The organism is Chryseobacterium gregarium DSM 19109, assembly GCF_000430845.1.
GTDB classification, from domain to species: domain Bacteria; phylum Bacteroidota; class Bacteroidia; order Flavobacteriales; family Weeksellaceae; genus Chryseobacterium; species Chryseobacterium gregarium.
Map to the genome: position 1 here is coordinate 170,848 of NZ_AUMU01000008.1, position 18,759 is coordinate 189,606.

The following is an 18,759-nucleotide window of genomic DNA, read 5'->3' on the forward strand; positions in this document are numbered from 1 at the left end:
GGAGTTCATTCAAAATCAATCATGGAAAAAATACAGTATATATCACAAGGCCTGACAAGGGAAGAACAGGAGCTCAACATTCAGAAAGCTCTTGATCACGGTATACAATGGGTACAGGTACGCTGGAAAAATGCGCCTGAAAGTGAATTCATCCGGCTCTGTGAAGTTTCAAAAAAGCTTTGTTCGGCGTATGAAGCGGTTTGTATAATCAACGATCATGTTCAGGCAACAAAAGATGTTGATGCAGACGGTGTTCATTTAGGATTAAAAGATACTTCCACAGAGATTGCAAGACATATTTTAGGCGAAAATAAAATCATTGGAGGAACGGCAAATACCATGTCTGATGTTTGTCAGAGAATGAATGAACCGTGTGATTATATCGGTTTGGGGCCGTTGAGGTTTACTTCAACCAAAGAACAGCTGAGTCCGGTTTTAGGATTTAAAGGCTATCAGAAAATTATTGAAGAATTACAGTCGGGATCATTGGAAATCCCTAAAATATTTGCCATCGGCGGGATAGTCCTGGAGGACGTGGAACTCCTGCAGCAGATCGGGATATACGGCGTTGCCGTTTCGGGGCAGATTACCAGGCAGCCTTCTGTCATTAAAAAATTTAAAACAGCAGTACAATGAATAATCAGACATTAACCATCGCAGACAGAATATTTGAATCGAGATTGTTCTTAGGAACAGGGAAATTCGGGAACCTTTCGGAAATGACCGATTCCATCATCGCTTCAGGAAGCGAAATGGTGACCATGGCATTAAAACGCATTGATTCCCGATCTTCGGATGATGATTTGCTGAGTGCCTTAAAACCGGCAAAAACTTATCTTTTACCCAATACTTCAGGAGCAAGAACAGCGAAGGAGGCAGTTTTGGCAGCACAGTTGGCAAGAGAAGCTTTGGAAACCAACTGGGTAAAGCTGGAAATCCATCCGGACCCCAAATATTTATTACCCGATCCTATTGAAACATTATATGCGACGGAAGAACTGGCCAAACTGGGATTTATTGTGATGCCGTATATTCATGCCGATCCGGTACTGTGTAAACGTCTGGAAGATGCCGGAACGGCAGTTGTTATGCCGCTGGGCGCACCGATTGGAACCAATAAAGGCTTGAGAACTTTGGACTTTTTAGAAATCATTATCAGCCAGAGTAATGTTCCCGTGGTAGTGGATGCGGGTATCGGGGCACCTTCTGACGCTTCAAAAGCCATGGAGATGGGTGCTGACGCGGTTTTGGTAAATACGGCAATCGCGGTGGCAAGAAATCCTGTATTGATGGCGCTGGCTTTTAAAGAAGGGGTTATTGCCGGAAGGAGAGCCTTTGAATCCGGTTTGGGAGCCATTGCACAGCATGCAGAAGCATCAAGTCCGCTGACTTCTTTTCTGTTTGATTAAACTTAACGGTATGAAGGATTTTAAAGATTTTTTTGAAAAATACCAATGGGATGAAATACAATATAAACTTGAAAAAGTAACATTATCTGATGTAGAAAACAGCCTTCAGAAAAAAAATAAGACGATAGAAGATTTTCTGAATTTTATCTCACCAGTTGCTGCCCAGAAATTGGAAGTCATGGCGAAAATGGCACAGCAGGCCACTCAAAAACGTTTCGGGAAAACAATACAGCTGTATGCACCGCTGTATCTGAGTAACGAATGCCAGAATATCTGTACCTACTGCGGTTTCAGTTTGGATAATTCCATTAAAAGAAAGACGCTTTCCGATACAGAATTGATGATCGAAGCCACCGTTTTAAAATCAATGGGAGTGAATCATGTTTTGCTGGTAAGCGGGGAAGCGAATAAAACGGTTGGAATTGATTATTTTCTGAATGTCGTCCGTTTATTGAAGCCGCATTTCGCCAACATTTCCATTGAAGTTCAGCCTTTGTCGGAAGAAGAATATCGGCAGCTTCATAATGCAGGTGTGAATACCGTTTTGGTGTATCAGGAAACGTATCATCAGGAAGTGTATAAAGAATATCATCCAAAGGGAAAGAAGTCAAATTTTAATTTTCGTCTGGAAACGCCTGACAGAGTTGGAAAGGCAGAGATTCATAAGATTGGTTTGGGGGTTTTGCTTGGTCTGGAAGATTGGCGGGTTGACAGTTTTTTCAATGCGCTTCACATTGATTATCTTCAGAAACACTATTGGAAAAGTAAATTTTCAGTTTCATTTCCGAGATTAAGACCCGCGGAAGGAATTATCGAACCGAATTTTGTAATGTGTGATCAAGATTTACTGCAATTAATTTGCGCTTACCGAATTTGGAACGAAGATCTGGAAATATCAATTTCCACAAGAGAGAGCGAAAAATTCAGAAATAATATTATTTCATTAGGGGCAACGGCGATGAGTGCTGCTTCTAAAACAAATCCGGGAGGATATGCGGTTGATAAGGAATCTTTGGAACAGTTTGAAATCAGTGATGAAAGGAGCATGGAGGAGATTAAAAATGTAATCCGGAAAGCAGGTTATGATCCTGTGATGAAAGACTGGGATGCGGTATACAGCGGAATTTAAATGGCGATGAATGAAAAAAGAAGACATCTTTGCACGATACAGCCGCCAGATTTTCGTTGAGGAAATCGGTTTGGAAGGCCAGCGGAAGATCATGGAATCCAAAGTTTTGGTCATTGGAGCCGGGGGATTGGGAAGTCCGGTCATTCAATATCTGGCAGCGGCGGGAACAGGGACTTTGGGCGTAGCGGATTTTGATGAGGTAGAGTTGCATAATTTAAACCGGCAGATCATCCACAATGAAAATTCAGTTGGTATTGCTAAAGTAAAAAGTGCTGAACAGTTTGTAAAAAACCTTAATCATCAGGTTCATTTCATTGGAATCGAAAAAAAAATTACCACTGAAAATGCCGAAGAAATTCTTTCCCTGTTTGATATCATCATCGATGGTTCTGATAATTTTTCAACGAGATATCTGATTAATGATACCTGTGTGAAGCTGGGCAAGCCTTTGGTCTATGGAAGTATCTTAGGCTTTTCTGGGCAGGTGGCTATTTTTAACTGTAATGGGAGCAAAAACCTGAGAGACCTATTTCCGGAACCGCCTTTTGAAGAAAACCTTCCTGATTGTGACAGCCTGGGTGTTTTAGGTGCCTTACCGGGAATTGTGGGGAGCATGATGGCCAATTTGGCTTTAAAAATAATAACCGGTTTACCTTTGCCATTAAATCAAATCACATTGATCGATACTTTGAACTGGCGGTTTCAGACAATTGATTTCTGAAATTAATTTAAAAAATAAAAAGGCAGTGAAATTTCACTGCCTTCTGTTTATTGTACCTGTTGCATTACGCCACCGGTATCTTCTTTTTTGATGCTGTTCAGAATATTAGGGTCTTCTTTGGCCAGCTTGTTTCTTGTCGGAATTTTGTAATTAAGAGAAAGTCCGAAATTCCGGCTGTCATATTTATTTCTCAGAATGACACTTTCGCCTCCTCCCGGCGGGTTCGAACGTACCTGCATGACCTGTCCGTTGAAAATATCATTGGCAAAGACAGAAACGGTCAGGCGGTTGTCCATGAATTTTTTTGTTAATGTAATATCGACATTATTGTTAAACGGTTTTTCTGCTGTAAAGTAGAAATATCCGGCTTTTGGCGTTAAGTAGCTGTAATTCGCTGTCAGTTTAATGTCTTTGGGCAGAATTACCTGAGCCATGACATTGAAGATCCAGAAGCCTTTATTGTTCAGATTTTCAATATCGTGTTTCTGATAGCCGGCGTACAGATACATGAAATTAATTTTATCAGGATTAAAGTCAAACTTCATGATTTCGCTCAGCGGTTTGCTGAAAATCATAAACGGAACCGGCAGCCCAAGATTAAAATTATGAATCTTCATATTGGAAATATTTACCTGCTCATTGTAAAGGTTTTTTCCGTCTTTTCTGATGATCTGTGCCACCTGATTCTTTGCAGAGCTCACATTGTATCCGATAAATGCATAGTCAAATGCTGAAATTTTCAATTCATAATTATCAAAAATCGTTGGCTGCAGATTCGGGTTTCCGGTCACCTGGGTATTGGGGCCCTGAAACGTCGTGTTGTTCGGGTTTAAGGCTGAAATACTCGGTAAACTTATCTTTTTATTGTAGTTCGCAGCAATGTACACTTGATTCATCAGATTATACTGAACGCTTGCATTCGGGAATAATTTAAATTTATTAAAAGGAATCAAATCCTTCTGAACAACAGTTTTCGTACTGTCAAGAACTCTGGTAACCCCTGAAATATCATAATTTTCTGCACGGGTTCCCAAAATAAAATCAAACTTTTTAAGCTTAGCCTGGAATTCCAGATAGGTTGAGGTCGTCTGTCTTTTATAGTCAAGATTGACCAGACCTCTGCTTTCCGTATCAAAGTTCTGATTTTCATACAAACCCCCTACACTCACTTTTCCGCCGTCCAGTATTTTTAAAGGCTGGGAATAATCGACTTTAAAGTTGGCAATTTTCATATCCGATTTGTTGTTGAGAACATTTCCTCCAATAATTGAAATTGGCTGATTATTATCAGTATATTTTCCCGTTCTGAAAATATTGTCCTGATCAAATTTGCTGTCAGATTTTGTAAATCCAAACTGGAAATCCAGTTTTTGAGCTTTGTCTGAGAAACGTTTTTGGTAAGTAACCACTGCTTCCTGTCTTATATTATTAGTATGAGCAGCATCAGAAGCATCAAAAATAAAATCTCTATATTGATATTTTTGTGGATTTGTATTAGGGATTTTAATCGTTTCAATTCCCTCACCGTTACTTAAAGTATAATTGTCATTATTATTATAATACATATCGTAATTCAATAATAATCTGTCCTGTCCCAGATCAAAGGTCAGGCCTGATTTTGCAAAATATCCACGGCCAACCCTATCAGTGTTGCTTAATAATAAATTGTTCTGATTGGTATCCATCATACTTTCACGGTAATTCTGCCCGAAATTCAGCTGCCATCCGAAATATTTATTTCTGGCATTTAAATTCATGGAATTGCTTGTCCGGCTTCTGAATTTATTATAATTTGTAAAAGAATAGTTTCCGGAATAGGTTGCCGTTAAATATTTATTGGCATTTTTATTCGTAATAATATTCATAATCGCGCCCCCGGAAGTGGCGGGAAATTCCGCGCCGGGCTGGGTGATAACTTCGATTCTGTCAACCGAATTGGCAGGCATGCCTTCCAAAAAAGAATTCAGCTCGTTTGACGTAATATTTAAAGGCCGTCCGTTCAGATAAACATCGAGAACTTTTCCCTGATACATCATGCCTGCAATATCAGTGGAAACCAATCCCGGAAGTTTTTTAATTCCTTCCAGAACATTTCCGTTATTCAGCTGAGGCTGTTCCGAAAAATCGAAGATGGTACGGTCGGCCTTCTGTTCAACGGCTTTTTTCGTTTTAGTGATTACTACTCCTTCGATCTCCTTTTCTTTTACCTGGCTGTTGGTTTTCTCCTGTGCATCGATAAATATTGAGCCTGATACGAATAGAAAGAATATAATTTTCTTCATAATATTATTTACTGCTATTCAGTTAGACGCAGAAAACGAAATTTTGTTACAAAAAAGCTTTTTCTCTTTATCTAAGACTGTTGAATTCTACATAATCAAATTCAGGGGAAGAAGTGAACAGCTGTCTTAACACTGATGCATGGCCATTTCCTGCAATAACAAGAATTCTGTCTTCGGTATTACGAGGAATATTCTGGATATTACGGAACATTCTCAGATTTCTGTCGTACCAGTATAATGCAAGCATATCTGCCCCGTCGTGTGCCCTCAGCTTAAAATCCCCGCTCAAATAAGCACCATATTCATATTTATGGTATTCTTTGCTGTTCATAAATTTAAAAAGCTCTAAAATAGATTTGAAGTTTTTGCGTTCAGAAGTTTTGAAAAAAGCATTGTATTGCTTTGAAATTGGATCATCACTTAAAAAATCATAGTCCGCACTCATATTTTTAAAATACATTGAGTCTGTCTTCCCGAATTTTTCTCCAAGATCATCCAAAATAGAATTGGCATCAATGCTGTATAATTCATTAAGATTAAGCTCTTTTGCGATTCGCATGGCAATCTGGTAGCGTTCGTCCCTTTGGTCCTGATGCTTCCCATCTTTGTATTCTTTTAATTTCTGATTGGCATTCCAGTCCGGCCATGCCTCAATGGCTATTTTTGTTGGCTTAAATTTCTTGATATAGTTAATAAGCTCTGTCACTTCCTTCGCCGTTTTTGTTGACAGGACATCAACCTGATCCCCTTTTTCAGTTTTATGAGCATCAAGATTAGGGTAGTCAAAATGGAATGACCCGACAACGAGAACTTTTGTCTTAGGATTATTGAAATACTCCGATGGCTTTTTCTGTGCAGAAACAAAAGTGCAGACGCATACCAGTAAGCTGTAAATAAATGTTTTCATAATTATTTTATTTGTTAGTTATTTTATTTTGATGATTCAAAGGTAGATTTATGTGAAAATCTATGAAATAGCGTTTAGATGAGTCCTCTATTTATAGGGGTTAAAAGATATTCATCGGAGAAAAGGGGTGGTTCATCGGAAATTAGAGTTCATAATTTAACAGATAATCTATTTTTGCTTTATGAAAGCGAACAAACTGATTTATCTGCATATTTTCTTCTGGGGTATTTATATCATAGGCTCGGTTCTTATTCCCTATTTTATATTTCATACGGAAAGAATTATTTTTAATATTACTTTCCTTCTTACAAGTTTTATCTGCTTTTATATAAACTATTTTCTGGTAGCGCCTAATTTTTTTGATGCAGGAAGATGGTATAAATCTGTGATTGCATTTTTGTTGAGTGTTTCGTGTTTTGTATTTGTCCGGTATTCTGTAGAAGAAATCTTATTGCCTGCTATGGTAGGATTGAGAAATTATAAGGAAGGAACCAATTTCGGATATTACTTTTTCGATAATATTTTCTACAGCAGTACTACTATTTTTATCAGTACTACCTTTTGGTTTTTTAAATATTTTGTTGATATTGAAAAAGAGAAAGCAGAATTAATCGAGGCCAGAAAAACAGCGGAATTACAGGCTTTAAAAACCCAGATCAATCCGCATTTTATTTTTAATTCTTTAAATAATATCTATTCTCTGGTGTATCAAAATTCAGAAAAAGCTTTGCCCGCACTTGGAGAACTGAGCCAATTGTTGAGATACAGTACAAAAGATCTAGGTGAAAATACGATCACTTTAGATAAAGAAATTGGATATATTGACAGTTTAACCGCCTTGGAAAAATTAAGAATTAAAAAACCTGAATTATTGACTATCAAAAAAAATATTAATTATCCTAAACTTGATATTTCTCCGATGATTTTAGTGCCATTCGTAGAAAATGCTTTCAAGCACGGGGATTTCAGAGACAAAGGATTTGTACTGGAGATTTCGGATGAACATAGGATTCTTCATTTTTATCTTTTGAATTTTAAAAAAGAAAAGGTGAAAGATTCTGGATCGGGTATCGGAATCGGCAACGTGAAAAAAAGGCTGGAAATTCTATATCCGAAAAAACATGAATTTAATATCAGTGAATCTGAAACAGAATTTATCGTAGATTTAAAAATTGATTTGCGGAATGAATAAAATTAAATGTATTGTTGTAGATGATGAACCCTTAGCGGTTTCGCTTTTGGAAAGTTATGTACAGAAAATTCCTTTTTTTGAATTGGCTTTTTCTTCTGAAAATCCTATTGAAGCTTTAGACTTTATTCAGAATAATGAAGCTGATCTGGTTTTTCTCGATATTCAGATGCCGGAATTGACCGGGATTAATTTTATGAAAATTGTTGGAGATAATCTGAAATATATTTTAACCACAGCCTACTCTGAATATGCTCTGGAAGGCTACGAACATAATATCGTCGATTATCTTTTAAAGCCGGTTTCTTTTGAACGTTTTTACAGAAGTGCTTTGAAAGCGCAGGAACGTTTTGTTTTTAATGAAGAAAAAGCAGCATCTCATTTCTTCGTGAAATCTTCAGGACAGCAGCACCGGATCAATTTTAAGGATATTCTTTATATTGAAAGCATCAAAGATTATGTGAATATTAAAACAGCCAATCAGGAGTATATTGTTTTAGATACTTTAAAATCTCTTGAACAGCAACTTTCTGAATTATCCTTTGCCCGTATTCATAAATCATTTATCATTAATTTAGATCATATTAAAAGCATTGCCGCGAAAAAGATACTATTGCTGTCCGATCATGAGATCCCGATAGGAGACAGCTACAGAACAAATTTTTTAAGCAAATTCAAATAAAAAAAGCAACTTCTATTGAAGTTGCTTTTTCGTGATATAATTAATCTGAAATTAATTTTCCTGTCTCTTGATTAGGTTAAGAGCGGAACCTGCCTTAAACCAGTCAATCTGCTGATCATTATAGGTGTGATTTGCCGTAATAACATCTTTTGTTCCGTCTGCATGAACAAACTCTAAAGAAAGTTGTTTTCCCGGAGCGAACTGATCCAAATCTAAGAAGTTCACTGTGTCATCTTCCTGGATTTTATCATAGTCGGCTTCATTGGCAAATGTCAATCCCAGCATCCCTTGTTTTTTAAGGTTGGTTTCGTGGATTCTTGCGAATGATTTTACCAGTACGGCTTTTACACCAAGATGTCTCGGTTCCATAGCTGCGTGCTCTCTTGAAGAACCTTCACCGTAGTTTTGGTCTCCGACAACAATCGTAGGTATTCCTGCAGCTTTGTATGCTCTCTGTACAGCAGGGACCTCACCATATTCACCCGTTAATTCATTTTTAACGTGGTTGGTTTCCATGTTGTAAGCATTTACAGCTCCGATTAACATGTTGTTTGAAATGTTGTCTAAGTGACCTCTGTATTTCAACCATGGTCCTGCCATAGAAATGTGGTCGGTTGTACATTTTCCGAAAGCTTTGATCAATACCTTAGCCCCTTGAATGTTTTTACCGTCCCATGCAGGGAATTCTTCCAACAACTGAAGTCTGTCTGAAGTCGGGCTTACTTTAACCTCCACTGCAGAGCCGTCCGCAGAGGGTGCCTGATAGCCCGCATCTTCAACAGCAAATCCTCTGGCCGGTAATTCTGAACCTTTAGGCTCGTCAAGTCTGATCTGTTCACCGTTTTCAGCTGTTAAGGTATCGGTGATCGGATTGAAATCCAGTCTTCCTGAGATGGCAACAGCGGCTACCATTTCCGGAGACGCTACAAAAGCGTGGGTATTCGGGTTTCCGTCTGCTCTTTTCGCAAAGTTTCTGTTGAAAGAGTGGATGATTGAGTTTTTCTCTCCTTTTTCAGAACCTTCTCTGTCCCACTGCCCGATACAAGGTCCGCAGGCATTGGTGAAGATTCTTGCGTTTTCAAATTTTCTGAAAGAGTCCAGGAACCCGTCTCTTTCAGCAGTATATTTTACCTGTTCTGAACCTGGATTAATCCCCAGGATCGCTTTAGGTTTTACTCCTTTTGCTACGGCATCTTCTACGATGGAAGCTGCTCTTGATAAATCTTCGTAAGAAGAGTTGGTACAAGACCCGATCAAAGCCCATTCGACTTCTAACGGCCATCCGTTAGCTTCCGCTTTAGCTCTGAATTCAGAAACAGGCGTTGCCAAATCCGGCGTGAAAGGTCCGTTTAAGTGAGGCGCCAGTTCAGAAAGATTGATTTCGATTAACTGGTCGAAATATTGTTCAGGATTAGCATATACTTCAGCATCACCTGTTAAATGTTCGGCGATTTTATCAGCTGCGTCCACTACATCCTGTCTTCCCGTAGCCGCCAGGTATCTTCTCATGGAATCATCATATCCGAAAGTGGAAGTCGTAGCCCCGATCTCGGCACCCATGTTACAGATGGTTCCTTTACCGGTTGCGGAAAGGGATTCTGCCCCTTCTCCGAAATATTCTACGATGCATCCGGTTCCTCCTTTTACGGTAAGAATCCCTGCTACTTTAAGGATAACGTCTTTTGCAGAAGTCCATCCTGACATTTTACCGGTTAATTTCACACCGATCAGCTTGGGCATTTTAAGCTCCCATGCCATTCCTGCCATCACGTCTACTGCATCAGCACCTCCTACACCAATCGCTACCATCCCTAAACCTCCTGCATTAACCGTGTGAGAGTCGGTACCGATCATCATCCCTCCAGGGAAAGCATAGTTTTCCAATACTACCTGGTGAATGATCCCGGCACCCGGCTTCCAGAAGCCGATTCCGTATTTATCACAAACGGAACTGAGGAAATTGAAAACCTCAGAGTTTTTATTGATCCCTTCCTGTAAATCTGATTCTGCACCTACTCTTGCCTGGATCAGGTGATCTGCGTGAGCTGTTGAAGGAACGGCTACTTTAGCTTTCCCGGCCTGCATGAACTGCAAGAGTGCCATTTGTGCAGTGGCGTCCTGCATGGCCACTCTGTCCGGTGCGAAGTCTACATAAGAATTTCCTCTTTCATGTGCTTTCGTAGCATTTCCTTCCCAAAGGTGAGTGTATAATATTTTTTCTGATAATGTAAGAGGTTTGCCCACGATCTGTCTTGCTGCTGCAATCCTTTCAGGGTAACGCTCGTACACTTTTTTGATCATATCGATATCAAATGTCATATCTCAAAAACGTTTTAAAGTTATCAAACAATTAAAAATGTTCCCAAATTTACGAATTTTTAATATTTTATATGAGTTAAATTATTTAGATTCTTTATAAATATGTGTTTTATAATTTCTATTTTGGATGTATTTTTGCAGCCAAATGACGAATATGAAAAAAGCAGTTCAGTTGGTAGGGATATTTGTTTCCGTTTTTATTTTTTCTCAGGCCGGGTCAGTAAAAACACTGCCGATTAAGAATCCATTGAAAACGGCTATTGTCAATGCATCTGCCCGGAATACAAAGAGCATTGGCTTTCCCGTTATTAATAAAGATCTGCCCGCTTTGATCCCTAAAAAGAAAAACGGGAATTTCGGCTATGTCAATCAGAAAGGCAAATTTGTCATCCAGCCTGAATATCACATTGCTGTATTTTTTTATGAAGACTGTAATCTCCTCAATTCTCCCAATGAAAAAATAAGAAAATTCGGAACTTCAGCTTATGCTACCGTAGAAAAGAATCAGATATCGTACAGAATAGATCAGGCGGGGAAAAGAGTGTATCAGTTTAAACAGGCGGATTTGGGTAAATGTTTTCATAAGGAATACATTCAGCAGCTTTTTCAGGCGTATGTTCTCAATGGCTTCTATGGCATCATAGAAAAATCTACATTCAGGAACGCTGAGGATTACAGACAGTTCCAGATTTATCCGCAGTATGAGTACCTGTATATCCTGGAAGGGGATGATGTTGCCAATCCCATGATTATTGCTTCTAAAAATAATATGTTCGGAGTGATTGATGTCAATAACAAAATAATTATACCTTTTGAATATGAGGATATTAAGCGCAACTTCAGCTGGAAACTGGGAAAGATGTTTGATGTTTCAAAAGACGGGAAAAATTACTATTATGTAGATGACCATGATAAAACCTATTAGGTCTCAGCCATATTTCCATAATAAATAAAGACTAAATTTTTGTGAATAATGATTTAACAAATTATTCTGAGCCTGAACTTAAGGACTTAAATAGCTCTATCTCATAAAAATTTTGTAATTTCGCGGCTGAAATAAAGGGGTGCTGTAATAAGCTGAGATTAAACCCAATGAACCTGGAACGGGTAATGCCGTTTAGGGAAACATTAATATAATTGGTAAATGACAATTGATAATCAATTATAATTTATCGCTTATCAATTATAAATAATCCGCCCCTTTTATTCATTAAATTTTAAAATTTATAGAATGAAAGGATTATTTTTTTTAGGGCTTACTGTGGGCTCATTCGCTTTTGTACAGGCGCAGAGTTCCGATTCTCTTAAAATAAAGGAAATTGAAGCCGTTAATTTTACCAGAAGACTTCCTGTTGCCAAAGAAATCATCAATGTTGCCAAAGATCTCGACAGCCGTAATTTAGGCCAGGACTTGCCGATTCTCCTTAAAAATCAAACTTCCGTTATATCTACTTCCGATGCCGGAAATGGAGTCGGTTATACAGGATTCAGGATCCGTGGGGTTTCAGGAAGCGGGATTAACGTCATGATGAACGGTGTTCCTTACAATGATTCAGAAAGCCAGGGGACTTTCTTTGTGAATGTTCCTGATCTTACGAGTTCTGCGTCACAGATTGTAATTCAGAGGGGAGTAGGAACTTCCAATAACGGGGTTTCTGCATTTGGTGCCAGCATCAATGTCATTTCAAAAGACCCGGAGGAAAAATTTTACCTTAAGACGGATGACAGCTACGGGTCATTCAATACCTATAAGTATTCTGCAGAAATAGGTTCCGGAAAATTCTGGGGCAACAGATTGTCTGTGATGGGAAGGTATACCCATATCAGTTCTGACGGATACATCGACAGGGCTTTTTCAAAATTACATTCCTATAATTTTACAGCTTTATATGAAGAAGGAAATACCAGGGTCCGCCTGATGGCTTTCGGGGGAAAGGAAAAGACATACCAGGCCTGGAACGGCATCGATAGAAAAACCTGGGAAACTGATCCGAAATTTAATTATTCCGGTGCAATTTACGATGCCAGCTGGGAAAATATTGTCAGTTTTTACGATAATGAAACGGACAACTACCGACAAAACCATTACCAGCTGTTTTGGGAACAGAAATTCAATGACCGCTGGAACTTAGAAACGACTGTACATTATACAAAAGGAAAAGGATATTACGAAAATTATAAGCAGGGTGATCCTTTTGTGAGATATAATCTGGCTGATATGGAAGGCGAGGAGTATTCGGATTTCATCAGGAAAAAATGGCTGAACAATGATTTTTACGGAATTGTTTCAACACTATACGGAAAACTTGGGATGGTAGATGTTAATTTCGGAGCGGTTGCCAATCAGTATTACGGACGGCATTTCGGAAATGTAAGCGGGGTTTTCTTACCGCAGATTGATGAGCATGAATATTACAGAAACCGTTCTGTAAAAAATGAAGTGGCCGGTTTTGCCAAGGCTTTATTAAAGGTTGACCGTTTTGAGTTCTTCGGAGATTTACAGTTGAGAAATATCGATTACGACACCAGAATTATACAGTCCGGAGACGGCGAAGGGGCTGATCTGAATAAAAACTGGCTGTTCTTCAATCCAAAAGCCGGAATCAATTACAGGATCCCGAAAGGAAAGGTTTTCATTTCTTATGCCCATGCACAGCGCGAGCCCAACAGGGATGATTTGCTGGCTGACAATACCGTAAAAGCAGAAAAACTCCATGATTTTGAGGCCGGTTTTGAAAGGCAGTTCGGTATGGTTTCGTTTACGGCTAACCTTTACTACATGTATTACGTTAATCAGCTGGTGCTGAATGGCGAGCTGAACAATGTCGGTGCTTTCATCAGGACCAATTCAGGGAAAAGCTACAGAAGCGGAATCGAACTGGGCGCTCTTGCTAAGCTTTCCAAACAATGGGAGCTGACCGGAAATGTAAGTTTCAGTAACAACAGGAACATGGACTTTAAAACGGAAAATGAAAAAGGGATAAAAGATCTCGGCAACACGCAGATTTCATTCTCGCCGGATGTAATTGCGAATTTAGGCTTAAAATTCAATCCGAATCAAAATTTCCAGTTTGCCCTGATCAATCAATATGTCGGAAAGCAGTACCTGGACAATTCAGAAGATCAGAATCTTCAGCTGAAAGATTATCTTTTAATGGATTTTAACGCGCAGTATCAGTTTAAAATTAAGAATAATGATATTGCTCTGAAATTGTTGGTTAACAACCTTTTCAACAGAAAGTATGTCAATAACGGAGCCGTTTATGACGGAACTCCCTACTATTTTTCTCAGGCGGGAACAAATTTTATGTTCGGGATCAGCTGGAAAATCCAGTAATCAGTTAGGCTATATTTAAATCATTATAGTAAAAGTAAAGTTAGATTGAGGCTGCTCCGGCAGCCTTTTTTATGGGGATATGCTGCAGTCTGTCTATGTAAATCAATGAAAATTAAAACCGTTTTAAGTCTTGTTCATAAAAAACAAATCTTCCGAAAAGTCATCAAAAAATCATAAATTTGCGTCCAGATGAATACCTCAGCTTACATTTTAGAATATTTAAAACAGTTTGGGACGGTTACCGTTCCCTGTTTTGGCATTTTTTCTCTTGAAAATTCCAAAGCCATTATCAATTCCGAAAATGGGAGTATTCTTCCTCCGGCAAGCACCATTGCTTACAAACCGGATTATGAAGTGAAATCTGATGATCTCGCAGCCTTTATCGGAGGCCAGAAACAGATGACCGTAGAAGCATCTGCAACAGATCTCCAGATCCAGACTGATTTTTGGAAAAAGAAACTCCAGGCAGAGCAGACTTTGGATCTCCAAGGATTGGGGACTATATTTATGGAAGACGGTAAAACTCATTTCAAAGGCAACAGGCTGCAGTCTGACCATCCTGATTTCTATGGGCTTGAAGAAATCAAAATATCGGATATTAACGATAAAGACGTGAAACCTGGGGTTCCTGTAAAGGCTAAAAAAGATTACCGCTTCAATAGATCAATCCTTTGGGCTTTTCTGATTATTATTCCGGTTACAGCGATCCTGTATGTGGCTTATACCCGGCAGGAGCTTCTTTTCGGGAAAAAATCTTTTGATACAACACGTATTCCTGTACAGACAAAAAACCATATAACAGAAAAAGATACGGTAAAAGTACGGGTACACACTCCGGCAGTTACAGATTCTCTGAAAAAGGATTCACTACAGAAAGCAGTAAAGCCTGCCGTAGAAAAAGCCGGCAGAATTCCGGCCACCCAAAACAACACTAAGAAAAAATGACAAAAATAAAGAAAGCGTCAGAATCCCTGACCATCATGACGAATATTGTGCTTCCCAATGATACCAACCAGCTGAGAAACCTTTTCGGAGGCGAATTGCTGGCAAGAATGGACCGATGCGCATCTATTTCCGCTACGAGACACTGTGAGAGAAGGGTAGTCACTGCATCCGTCAACCATGTTTCATTTGATCATCCGATCCCGGAAGGCGGAATTGTGGTGATGGAATCTAAAGTTTCCCGCGCCTTTTCAACTTCCATGGAAATTTATGTAGACGTCTGGCTGGATGACCCGATCAATCATAAAAAAATTCAGACCAATAAAGGGATTTATACTTTTGTGGCAGTAGACGAATTCAACAGGCCTATCCCGATTCCTGATATGAAGCCTGAAACGGAAGTGGAAAAAGAAAGATTTGCCGCCGCTTTAAGAAGGAAAGAATTGTCACTGATTCTCTCCGGAAGAATGAAGCCGCTGGAATCTGTGGAATTAAAGAAGCTTTTCCAGGAACCTAAATAATCTCTTTTAAAGAGAGACCACATAAAAGTAATGTGACCGCTAAAGATAAGACCGACAGAAATATTTGTCGGTTTTTTATTGCCGTCTCTGCTGAAGGTTCCAGGTGATTATTGTTTTTTTTAAAAATTTTCTGGGGATAGAATAATGGAAGTCCGGTTAAAATTAAAATAACTGCATTGATTCCTGCTTCAAGCCACAGAAACATTTTACTTCCAAATCCGTCCGGACCTTCAGAAGAATAATGAATCGGAATAATTTCCGGAACTGATGCGAATTTAATTCCTAAAAAGACAGCATAAGCCAATAATAATATGACCGACAGACTGAAAATAAATGTATACAATTTCATACAGTTACACTGAAAATTTTTATCATGGGAAAGCCGTTTCTAAATCTTTGCCCTTACCTTTGCCTCAACAAATATAAAGAATAATGTCTTCTATGAAAATCTTGCTTTTAGATAAAAATCACCCGCTTATTGCCGAACAGCTTTTGGAAAAAAACTTTATTCTGGAAGAAGATTTTACCTCTTCCTATAATGAGGTGTATGATAAAATTGAAAATTATGACGGCGTAATTATCAGAAGCAGAATTCCTTTGGATAAAAACTTTTTAGAGAAAGGGAAAAGTCTGAAATTCATCGCAAGAGTGGGAGCGGGAATGGAAAACATTGATATTCCGGTGGCTGAAAAGCTGGGAATTCAATTAATTAATTCTCCTGAAGGCAACCGTGATTCTGTAGCAGAGCATGTGGTCGGAATGCTGCTGGTTCTCATGAACAGGCTGTTCATTGCCTCACAGGAAGTGAAAAACGGGATCTGGCTGCGCGAAGAGAACAGGGGAGATGAGCTTTTGGGAAAAACAGTCGGGCTGATTGGTTACGGGAACATGGGTAAAGCAACGGCAAAAAGGCTTTCAGGGTTTGGCTGTACCGTTATTTTTCATGATATCCTGCCGAATCTTTCTGATGAATATGCCACACAGGTTTCTCTGGAGGAATTAAAAGACAGGGCCGAAGTTTTAAGCCTGCACATTCCGTTAACGGAATTATCTTACTATCTGATTGACGGACCTTTCATTGCTGAAATGAAGAATGACTTTTATTTCATCAATACAGCCAGAGGAAAAAATATTGAAACGAAAAGCTTAGTTGAAGCGATGCGTTTCGGCAAAGTCAAAGGGGCCTGCCTGGATGTACTGGAATATGAGAAATCATCCTTCGAAAACCTGGAAACGGAAAATGAAGATCTGAAATATCTCCTGGAATCTGAAAAAGCAATCGTTACGCCACATATTGCAGGGTGGACCCATCAGAGCAAGGAAAAGCTGGCGCAGGTGATTGTAGATAAAATTGTGGCGGGGTTTTGTAGATAAGATTGATTACAACTTCCAAAAATAATTTTAAGGATGAAAAATAAACTAGCTAGCTTTTAATGAGGATGTTCTCCGAGTTAATATTTTAAATGAATTCTCAATATAAAGTAAAGTCTTTCAATACGGTTGCTTCGAACTTTTACGTTGAATGATTTAAAATTTAATATTGATAATAAATGATTTGCATTTTTAAAGTCTTCTTACTGACTTTCGAACATTACTGTAAAAGAAATGCTACACAAAGGTTCGTGTAGCATTAATGAGTAGACTTAAGATATTGAAACTTATCTATTTATTTTTTTATGAGTTTATGGATGCTCTCAGATCCATCGGCTGTTGATATCTTAATGAAATATATGCCGTTTGGAAGTTGTTGCACGTCAATCTGATTGGTTTGATCAACTTTGATCAATGTTTTTCCGGAAATATCTAAAACTTGTAACCATTTGATTGAATATTCAGATTTTACAAAAATCTTTTCAGAGGCAGGATTGGGATATACTGTCATTTTTGTTTTGCCTGAAATTATTTCTTCAACAGATAAAAAAGGTTCTGGGCAGTTAGGAGAATAGTTGTCTCCAGTAAACGTCCATCCTTTATTATTAATTAATTGATTTCGGAATATCTGGCCTCCGTTACCATAAGTCCTTCCGACTGCTCCGACAAGTCGACCAAGTGGCGAATCAGGGTTTTCAGCCCATCCTTTTAAGGTTGCACCATAATTTCCACAATCTAAGCCGCTAGAACCAAAAATTTCTGTCAAATTTACTATTGGCGAAAGTGTCCAATTGCCTAAATTTTTGTTGAAATTACTATTAGACCAAAACATATAAGACATATTTGTAACATTTGAAACGTCCCATGACGAGATATCTTGATTAAAACTAGGATAAGAGAACATCTGAGACATGTTGGTGACATTTGAAGTATTCCAGTTGTTTAATGGTTGATTAAAAGACTGAGAGGCTTCGAACATCGCTGACATATTCTGAACATTTGAAACATTCCAATTATTAATATTCTGGTTGAATGCCTTAGCGCGATTAAACATGAAACTCATGTTGGTTACATTTGAAACATTCCAATTGGCAATATCCTGATTGAATACATCAGCATAATAAAACATCTCACTCATGTTTGTAACGTTTGATGTATTCCAATTGCCAATTGGTTTATTAAAAGCCTTCGCATTTAAAAATAAACTGCTCATATTAGTTACATTGCTCACATTCCAGTTATTAATATTGTTTACAATTGATAAGTTTGTGCAACCTGAAAAAAAAGAGCTGAGGTTAGTAACTCCTGAAAAATCAGGAATATCCGTTGCTGTAATTTGAATATTGGCATATCCTGAAAACATTCCTGATAAATTATTATCCCAGGTAATTTGGCCCCATTGTGTTAGTTCAACAACTTTATCAGCATCAGTTCCAGACTTAAGCCTGAAAATGCCAGTAGGTATAATAGAAATGGTATATGTTCCTATTGAGGGAACGCTTATTTCCGTTAAATCTGTGATTGTAGTTCCATTACCGGTAATAGCAGAATTATTACTCTTTACATACGAGTAGCTGTAGGCACCCTGAGTGTTTAATCTTATTTTTGGATTGCTCGCATCACTCACAAAAAATTTAAGTACAAGTGGAGCTTGTGCCTTTATAACAGTAATGGTTAAAAAGCAGAAAGCGAAAAAGTAAATTTTTTTTAACATTTTTTTATTTTTATTGGGTGCAAAAATACATATTTCCTAAGAATAAGATATTAAGTAAAAAAAAAAAGCAAATAATCGCCAAGCTCCGCATTGTTGCTTCTCTGTGGGTTTTTCAGATATGCTTTACTCAAAAATTATGTTTTTTATTAGGCTTTAAAATTTTAAAAAAATATGTATCTGATCTTAGTTGTTAAGATGTTGTTCAATATCAAGTACCTTGCTTAATGTAAGTCTAG

At 38.2% G+C, this 18,759-nt stretch carries 16 protein-coding genes; 11 read left to right on the forward strand and 5 right to left on the reverse strand.

The features are described 5' to 3' along the window. The first annotated feature begins 21 nt into the window (after positions 1-21). Genes H561_RS0110545 through H561_RS0110560 form a run of 4 tightly spaced genes read left to right on the forward strand, consistent with a single transcriptional unit; the run spans position 22 to position 3,259 of the window. Complete coding sequence (locus H561_RS0110545; protein WP_034761957.1) at positions 22-636, forward strand: thiamine phosphate synthase; 615 nt, start codon at positions 22-24, stop codon at positions 634-636. Then, positions 633-1,409 carry a thiazole synthase gene (locus H561_RS0110550; protein ID WP_027386969.1) on the forward strand — a complete coding sequence of 259 codons (777 nt, stop codon included), beginning with the start codon at positions 633-635 and terminating at the stop codon, positions 1,407-1,409. The genes H561_RS0110545 and H561_RS0110550 overlap by 4 nt, the downstream gene beginning before the upstream one ends. Positions 1,410-1,419: 10 nt before the next feature. Beyond that, positions 1,420-2,538 carry a 2-iminoacetate synthase ThiH gene (gene thiH, locus H561_RS0110555; protein ID WP_027386970.1) on the forward strand — a complete coding sequence of 373 codons (1,119 nt, stop codon included), beginning with the start codon at positions 1,420-1,422 and terminating at the stop codon, positions 2,536-2,538. 10 nt (positions 2,539-2,548) lie between these two features. Continuing rightward, the gene (locus H561_RS0110560; RefSeq protein WP_027386971.1) at positions 2,549-3,259 is read left to right on the forward strand and encodes a HesA/MoeB/ThiF family protein; all 711 of its coding nucleotides are present in this window, start codon (positions 2,549-2,551) and stop codon (positions 3,257-3,259) included. A gap of 47 nt (positions 3,260-3,306) precedes the next feature. On the opposite strand, the gene H561_RS0110565 is transcribed toward H561_RS0110560, so the two are convergent. Next, complete coding sequence (locus H561_RS0110565; protein WP_027386972.1) at positions 3,307-5,541, reverse strand: outer membrane beta-barrel family protein; 2,235 nt, start codon at positions 5,539-5,541, stop codon at positions 3,307-3,309. A gap of 67 nt (positions 5,542-5,608) precedes the next feature. Then, positions 5,609-6,448: a DUF5694 domain-containing protein gene (locus H561_RS0110570; protein ID WP_027386973.1), complete on the reverse strand. Its 840-nt coding sequence runs from the start codon at positions 6,446-6,448 to the stop codon at positions 5,609-5,611. Between the two features lie 181 nt (positions 6,449-6,629). On the opposite strand from H561_RS0110570, the gene H561_RS0110575 reads away from it, so the two are divergent. Beyond that, the gene (locus H561_RS0110575; RefSeq protein ID WP_027386974.1) at positions 6,630-7,640 is read left to right on the forward strand and encodes a sensor histidine kinase; all 1,011 of its coding nucleotides are present in this window, start codon (positions 6,630-6,632) and stop codon (positions 7,638-7,640) included. After that, a complete protein-coding gene (locus tag H561_RS0110580) occupies positions 7,633-8,319 on the forward strand; it encodes a LytR/AlgR family response regulator transcription factor (protein WP_027386975.1) in 687 nt (228 codons plus the stop codon). Before H561_RS0110575 ends, H561_RS0110580 begins: the two co-directional genes overlap by 8 nt. A 51-nt stretch (positions 8,320-8,370) precedes the next feature. Here H561_RS0110580 and H561_RS0110585 read toward each other — a convergent pair whose 3' ends face one another. Further along, positions 8,371-10,638 carry an aconitate hydratase gene (locus H561_RS0110585; protein ID WP_027386976.1) on the reverse strand — a complete coding sequence of 756 codons (2,268 nt, stop codon included), beginning with the start codon at positions 10,636-10,638 and terminating at the stop codon, positions 8,371-8,373. A gap of 154 nt (positions 10,639-10,792) precedes the next feature. On the opposite strand from H561_RS0110585, the gene H561_RS0110590 reads away from it, so the two are divergent. The 4 genes from H561_RS0110590 (at position 10,793) to H561_RS0110605 (ending at position 15,438) form a co-directional block, all read left to right on the forward strand. Then, positions 10,793-11,563, forward strand: a complete 771-nt coding sequence (locus H561_RS0110590) for a WG repeat-containing protein (RefSeq protein ID WP_034761961.1) — start codon at positions 10,793-10,795, stop codon at positions 11,561-11,563. A 306-nt stretch (positions 11,564-11,869) separates the two neighbouring features. Continuing rightward, a complete protein-coding gene (locus H561_RS0110595; RefSeq protein WP_027386978.1) occupies positions 11,870-13,975 on the forward strand; it encodes a TonB-dependent receptor in 2,106 nt (701 codons plus the stop codon). 189 nt (positions 13,976-14,164) lie between these two features. Continuing rightward, positions 14,165-14,920, forward strand: a complete 756-nt coding sequence (locus H561_RS0110600; protein ID WP_027386979.1) for a hypothetical protein — start codon at positions 14,165-14,167, stop codon at positions 14,918-14,920. Next, positions 14,917-15,438 (forward strand): acyl-CoA thioesterase, encoded by a 522-nt coding sequence (locus H561_RS0110605; RefSeq protein WP_027386980.1) that lies wholly within the window; start codon positions 14,917-14,919, stop codon positions 15,436-15,438. Before H561_RS0110600 ends, H561_RS0110605 begins: the two co-directional genes overlap by 4 nt. Here the strand turns inward: H561_RS0110605 and H561_RS0110610 are convergent. Beyond that, complete coding sequence (locus H561_RS0110610; RefSeq protein WP_027386981.1) at positions 15,431-15,787, reverse strand: DUF1648 domain-containing protein; 357 nt, start codon at positions 15,785-15,787, stop codon at positions 15,431-15,433. The two genes, H561_RS0110605 and H561_RS0110610, sit on opposite strands and share 8 nt — an antisense overlap. Positions 15,788-15,879: 92 nt before the next feature. Here H561_RS0110610 and H561_RS0110615 point away from each other — a divergent pair, with 92 nt between their 5' ends. Further along, positions 15,880-16,812 carry a 2-hydroxyacid dehydrogenase gene (locus tag H561_RS0110615; protein WP_027386982.1) on the forward strand — a complete coding sequence of 311 codons (933 nt, stop codon included), beginning with the start codon at positions 15,880-15,882 and terminating at the stop codon, positions 16,810-16,812. A gap of 292 nt (positions 16,813-17,104) precedes the next feature. On the opposite strand, the gene H561_RS23300 is transcribed toward H561_RS0110615, so the two are convergent. Continuing rightward, on the reverse strand, positions 17,105-18,523 hold the full coding sequence (locus H561_RS23300) for a BspA family leucine-rich repeat surface protein (RefSeq protein ID WP_051349357.1): 1,419 nt from the start codon (positions 18,521-18,523) through the stop codon (positions 17,105-17,107). Positions 18,524-18,759 lie beyond the last annotated feature (236 nt).